The organism is Brachyspira pilosicoli, assembly GCF_019402445.1.
In the GTDB taxonomy this organism is placed as follows: domain Bacteria; phylum Spirochaetota; class Brachyspiria; order Brachyspirales; family Brachyspiraceae; genus Brachyspira; species Brachyspira pilosicoli_B.
Map to the genome: position 1 here is coordinate 1 of NZ_SRZM01000371.1, position 6148 is coordinate 6148.

At 26.4% G+C, this 6148-nt stretch carries 6 protein-coding genes and 1 pseudogene; 2 read left to right on the forward strand and 5 right to left on the reverse strand.

Annotated features, from left to right (window positions below):
- The 4 genes and pseudogenes from E6A48_RS10870 to E6A48_RS10885 form a co-directional block, all read right to left on the reverse strand.
- A pseudogene (locus E6A48_RS10870) lies at nucleotides 1-204 on the reverse strand (hypothetical protein); the annotation flags it as partial.
- Nucleotides 205-538: 334 nt separating this feature from the next.
- Nucleotides 539-862, reverse strand: coding sequence for a cupin domain-containing protein (locus E6A48_RS10875; protein WP_219710278.1), 324 nt, complete (start codon nucleotides 860-862; stop codon nucleotides 539-541).
- 81 nt (nucleotides 863-943) lie between these two features.
- Entirely contained in the window at nucleotides 944-1831 is an 888-nt protein-coding gene (locus tag E6A48_RS10880; protein ID WP_219710279.1) for a metallophosphoesterase, read from the reverse strand.
- Nucleotides 1828-3681 carry an ABC transporter permease family protein gene (locus tag E6A48_RS10885; RefSeq protein WP_219710281.1) on the reverse strand — a complete coding sequence of 618 codons (1854 nt, stop codon included), beginning with the start codon at nucleotides 3679-3681 and terminating at the stop codon, nucleotides 1828-1830. The genes E6A48_RS10880 and E6A48_RS10885 overlap by 4 nt, the downstream gene beginning before the upstream one ends.
- A 160-nt stretch (nucleotides 3682-3841) precedes the next feature.
- Here E6A48_RS10885 and metK point away from each other — a divergent pair, with 160 nt between their 5' ends.
- Both metK and E6A48_RS10895 read left to right on the forward strand, forming a co-directional pair.
- A complete protein-coding gene (metK, locus tag E6A48_RS10890; RefSeq protein ID WP_013245023.1) occupies nucleotides 3842-5029 on the forward strand; it encodes a methionine adenosyltransferase in 1188 nt (395 codons plus the stop codon).
- Between the two features lie 172 nt (nucleotides 5030-5201).
- Nucleotides 5202-5891, forward strand: coding sequence for a flavodoxin family protein (locus tag E6A48_RS10895; protein ID WP_219710283.1), 690 nt, complete (start codon nucleotides 5202-5204; stop codon nucleotides 5889-5891).
- A 34-nt stretch (nucleotides 5892-5925) separates the two neighbouring features.
- Here E6A48_RS10895 and E6A48_RS10900 read toward each other — a convergent pair.
- A partial coding sequence (locus E6A48_RS10900) for an aldo/keto reductase (RefSeq protein WP_219710285.1) occupies nucleotides 5926-6148 on the reverse strand: 223 nt, incomplete at its 5' end.

Genomic DNA, 6148 nt, shown 5'->3' on the forward strand with positions numbered 1-6148 from the left:
TCCAAATACTTCGCCGTCTTTGGCAGGCACTGGGTTTACATCAATATGACCAGGTATTGTGTCTTCAGGCAATCTAAAATCTGTTTCAGGCGGTATATAGGTTGGACTTAATATATTAATCTTTTTACAAGATATAATTAACACTATTACAAGAATCAATAAAGCAACTATTAAACATAATCTTTTATTAAATTTCTTTTTCATTATAATACAAACCGCAAATATATTTTTTATAATTTTTTTAATAGCAAAGGATTATTATTAAAACCATATAAAATTATCAGCAACAAATCAAACATATTCTACATCACAAATATAATTTTTCAAGATAATTTTATAATTTTCTTTCAAAATTATGAGTTTCTGTGATGTTTTAGTATAAAAAAGCTACTATTATTAAATACACATTATTACTTACTTTGAGAATTAAAAATATTCTGATAGAATTATTTATAAAATTTCTATCTTTATAAAAAAGCATAAGGCCCACAAAAAAACCTTATGCTTTATATAAAAGATTATTTATTAAAAAATACCATTATGGCTTCACCTGTATAACAACTACCTTAAAAGATTCTATTGCCTTTAATGAATGTTTGGCATTAGCAGGTATTAAAATAGATTCTCCTTCAGACAACACATAAGTATCATTTTCTATAGTCATTTCAAACTTACCGTCTATAGTGATAACCAATACATCGCCTGTACTGCTATGAGTTGGTATAGCTTTGTCTTTGTCTACAGAAAGTATTTTTATTACTAAATTATCTCTGTCTACTAAAGTTAATGCAGAGTTAATCTCTACAGTGTCTTTTAATGATAATACTTTTTTATAATCTATATTATTAATAAAATTTGGCATCGCAATATCCTTTTAATTTTTTTGAATTATCCAATATTTCCTTATAAAAGTCTATTGCCATAGCAACAAAGAATAAAAAAATTATCTTTTTCTTTTTAATGTAATAATAACTACTTCAGGATAAGCAAAGAGTCTAAAAGGAAGCAACACTACCCCAACCCCAGATGTAACATATATTTTTGTATTATATGCTTTCATATTGCCGTATATGCTCATTAAAGGATATTCTCTATTTTTGTTTATAAACTCTATTAGTTTGATAGGCATAAAACTTATTTGAAATCCATGAGTATGCCCAGCAAGAAAAAAATCTATTAGCTTATTGTATCCGCCTTCTCTTGCAATTTTTAATGGGAAAAGAGGTTCATGAGATAACAGTATATGAAAATTATTTGTTTCAACTCCTTTAGTTGCACTATCAAAATTTACTTTATCTGTTAAAAAATCTCCAACACCACCTATAGAAATATAATCTCCTGTTTCATTTGTTATAAACACTATATTATTATCTATAGTTTTAAATCCGTTTCTTATTAAACAATTAGATACATCAGTAGTACTCTCCCAATTATCATGATTGCCCATAACAGAGTATTTACCAAATTTCGCATTTAAATCTTTTATTCCTTCATCGAGCTTTTGAACATTATTAGAGTCATAATGATGAAACCACCTCGGAGCACTGTAAATATAATCCCCAGCAAATAATATTAAATCAGGATTATTTTTTCTTATAATATCAGACATTTTTTTTATATGAGAAGTTGGTATATAAAGCCCAGCATGCATATCTGCAGCAAATGCTACTTTTGTATCTTCAAAGCTATAAGGCAAATCATCAAACTCTAATTCAATATATCTTACCCTCAAAGACCTTGAAAAATAAAACATATACAAACAAAGAAGTAATATTATAAATAGCAAAAATATTATAACTTTTCTCTTTTTATTAAATATATTTCTTATCATATATCACTGCCTAATATGTTTGATGAAATTATAGTTAAAACAAAGGATAAAATAAAAATTATTACTAAAAATATTATAAAATTAAATACTATATCATAAAGCAATAAAATTAATATTAATGATAAAATAACAGCAACAATAAACGATATAGCATATTTTTTAATGGAGTCATTTTTATTAATATTGCTTGCTTTACAAAAAACAGATAGTAAAAAAGAATTAAACAAAGAAACAGATATAAGAAATAAACCCATAAATATAAAGCTAAATATTTTTATATTATTATTATCATCATATCCTTCTATATAAAGTTCATCTAAATTATTATCTTTTAATTTTTTATTTAAATATGAATATATATTATCATATGACTGTATTATTATTTTTTCATTGTATGGAGATTTGTCTCCGCCTCTAAGATGCAAAAAGTCATACATTGTTTTTAGATTAGCATATATATTATAATTATCTATATCATATATTCCAACAACCTTAAAATACATGGTATCCAAAATACCGCGTGAGTTTTTTGCTATAAGAGAAACACTGTCTCCTACTTTAAGATTTAAATATCTTGCCAAATGCTTACCAATAACAATTTCTTTATTTTCTCCTTCAAACATCTCTCCAGATAAAATGTTATACTTAATATTTAAATTATCATAAGCATATACTCTAGACTGAATACTTCCAGTTCTAATAACAACACCCACAGGAAATGATATAACTCTTGTAACATTATTGTTAATAATATTTATATCTCCAATAGAACCATTCAATAAAAAAGTATTATCAGAAGTATTTTTTTTAGCAATATTATAAACATTATTATTTGAAGATGTTCTTTTTTGAGCTGTTTCTAATAAATAATCATAAGAAACTACAAAAGCAAAAACATACACTATAATAAAACCAAAAAGAATTAAAAAGTTAGAAAATTTTACACTTTCTAAAAACATCTTTTTTATTGAAAAGACTTTTAATTTTGCAGACAACACAGAAACAATATTTACTAACAATACTATTAAATATATATTATCAAAATAAAAGTTAGTATTTAATACATATTTTGTTATTATAAAATAAGCCGCCAAAGAAAGTATAAATCCAATAATAGAAAATATTATACTAAAAAACAAATTATTATTATTTAAAAATATAAAACTAAAAAACAAAATAAAGAAATAAGTTAAAATAAAATATAAATTATTATTGTTACCTGTTTTTTCATTTAATGAGTAATATCCAAAATCATCGCCAAAAATTTGCTTAACTATATTATCATCTACACTATTATTTCTTACATATATCTCACTTGCACAATCATTAAGCTTTACAAAATTATTTAAATTATCAATATCAACTAAAGCATAATTATATTTTAAAGCATCTGATATACTTAAAACCTCATATTCTTCAGCATTATAATGACCATCTTTAGTAATTAGTTTTAATATAACACTATCCCCAATTCCTATATTTAAATTCTTTGAAGTTTTCTCACTTATTATAATGCCGTTATTTTTTTCAGAAACATTAATATTAAAAATATTATTCTCTTCTACCCCGTTTAATATAATCTCTTCTTCTCCCAAATAGGAAATAATAAGAGCCTTATATCTTAAAATAGCAGATAAATCTTTCTCATCAAACACATTAAAAAGATTTTCTTTTTTTTGCTTATAATTATCAATAAAATATTCAGGAGGAGCTTCATCTCTCACAGGCATATAATTAGTATTCATAATACTTATATAACTTGAATACGTTTTTTTATTATTAAGATTAAAATATAATATTAAAGAAGCAATAAACGAAATAAATATACAAAATATAACTTTCTTTTTCATAAATAACACTCAATAAAAATGTATAAAAAATTATATACTATTAAAGGTTTTTGTAAATACAAATATTTAATACCTATAGTTAGAATTGTCTAAAAAAGTTATTGACTATTATATAAACATAATATAAAATAAAACGATTATTTTAAAAAGAGGTAAAACTATGGCTGAGATAAAAAATTATCATTTCTCTTCTGAGTCGGTAACAGAAGGCCATCCTGATAAGATTTGCGATGCTGTAAGCGATGCAGTCTTAGACGAATGTTTAAAACAAGATCCTAATTCTAGAGTTGCATGTGAAACTTTAGCAAAAACAGGAATGCTCATCATTGCTGGAGAAATCACTACAAAAGCTAGATTGGATTATCAAAAAATCGCTAGAGATACCGTAAGGCGAATAGGATACACAAGCAGCGATATGGGTTTTGATGCTGATACTTGTGCGGTAATGGAGGCTATTGCAGAACAATCTCCAGATATAGATATGGGTGTTAGTGCTGGTAAAGGATTATTTAATTCTGAAAGCTCAAATGTTTCTGAAGGTGCAGGCGACCAAGGTATTATGTTTGGTTATGCTATAAATGAAACTGAAACTTTTATGCCTTTAAGCATACATTTAGCTCATAGATTAGCAGAACGTTTAACAAAGGTTAGAAAAGACAAAATTGTTGACTATTTAAGACCAGACGGAAAAAGTCAGGTTACAATAGAATATAAAGACGGTAAAGCTGCTAGAATAGATGCTGTTGTTATATCTACTCAGCATGCTGCAGGTGTTGAACATAAACAAATAGAAGAAGACATAAAAAAACATGTAATAAATGAAATATGTCCTAAAAATATGCTTGATGAAAATACAAAATATTATATTAACCCAACAGGTTCATTTGTAGTTGGAGGACCTATGGGTGACTGCGGATTAACAGGAAGAAAAATCATAGTAGACAGTTACGGCGGACATGGTGCTCATGGCGGCGGTGCTTTCTCTGGTAAAGACCCTACAAAAGTAGATAGAAGTGCTTGTTATATGGCTCGTTATGTTGCTAAAAATATTGTTGCTTCTGGTATTGCAGATAGAGCTTTAGTTCAGTTTGCTTATGCTATTGGTGTTCCTGAGCCTTTATCTGTATATGTTAATACTTTTGGTACTTGCAAAGTTCATGATGAAGTATTAGCTGCTATTATTTCTAAACAAATTGATTTAACTCCAGCAGGAATAATCAAAACATTAGATTTAAGAAGACCAATATACGAAAAAACTACTGCTTATGGACACTTCGGAAGAGAGCTTCCAGAGTTCACTTGGGAAAAAACTGATATAAAACATCTATTTGCTAACCCAACAAAATAATTTTTTTTATTTAATAAATTTTAAACATTCAAGGCTTATCAATGAATTAATATTGATAAGCCTTTTTATTAAAAAATCATACTAATAATCATATTTATAATAAATACTTTACAGTATCATAACTATATAGTATAATTTTAATTAATAATTCATTATTAAGAGATATATAAAGATGAAAATAACAGTAATACATGGTCAAAGCCATAAGGGCTCTACTTACAATATTGCTAAAATACTTTATGATAAATTAGAAGGAGATGTTACAGAGTTTTTTCTTCCTAGAGATTTTAATTCTTTTTGTGTTGGGTGTAATAGCTGTTTTAAAAAATCAGAGAAATTATGTCCTCATTATGAGTCATTACAGCCTATCACTTCAGCTATAGATAATGCTGATATAATAATATTTGCAAGCCCAGTGTATGTATACCATGTAACAGCTGCCATGAAAACTCTATTAGACCATTATGGTTATAGATGGATGATACATAGACCAGAAGAGAGTATGTTTAGAAAACAGGTTATATGCATTTCTACTGCTGCAGGAGGCGGAATGAAAGAGACAACTAAAGATATAGCCGACAGCACATTTTTTTGGGGTGTTGCTAAAACATATAGAATTGGTTTTGCTGTAAGAGAAGTAACTTGGAATGATGTAAACGACAATATAAAAGAAAAAATAAGAAAACAAATATATTTTTTAGCTAATAAAATAAAAAAAGATTATGGACATATAAAACCTTCTATAAAAACCAAAATGCTTTTTTATTTGATGAGAAAACTTCATCAAAAAAAGAAAATTACAGAAAATGATTATAACTATTGGAAAGAAAAAGGCTGGATTGATAATAAACGCCCATGGTGAAATATCAAAATATTAAAATACATTCTGTAAAAACTTAAAAATCTATCTTGTCTGGATGAAGTCCTGAACCTCCAAAATATTCTATATTGTTTATAGTCTTCATATCTTCATCACTGATATTAAAATCAAAAACTTCACTATTTTCTTTTATTCTTGATGGAGTAATTGATTTTGGAAGCGGGAGAGTGTTATTTTGTAAACACCATTTTATGCAAAGCTGAGCCGTAGATTTTCTATATTTACTAGCAATTTTTTTT

Coding starts and splice junctions, on each gene's coding strand:
- metK (WP_013245023.1), top strand. CDS start 3,842: ATGGCTGAGATAAAAAATTATCATTTCTCTTCTGAGTCGGTAACAGAA.
- E6A48_RS10875 (WP_219710278.1), bottom strand. CDS start 862: ATGCCAAATTTTATTAATAATATAGATTATAAAAAAGTATTATCATTA.
- E6A48_RS10895 (WP_219710283.1), top strand. CDS start 5,202: ATGAAAATAACAGTAATACATGGTCAAAGCCATAAGGGCTCTACTTAC.
- E6A48_RS10885 (WP_219710281.1), bottom strand. CDS start 3,681: ATGAAAAAGAAAGTTATATTTTGTATATTTATTTCGTTTATTGCTTCT.
- E6A48_RS10880 (WP_219710279.1), bottom strand. CDS start 1,831: ATGATAAGAAATATATTTAATAAAAAGAGAAAAGTTATAATATTTTTG.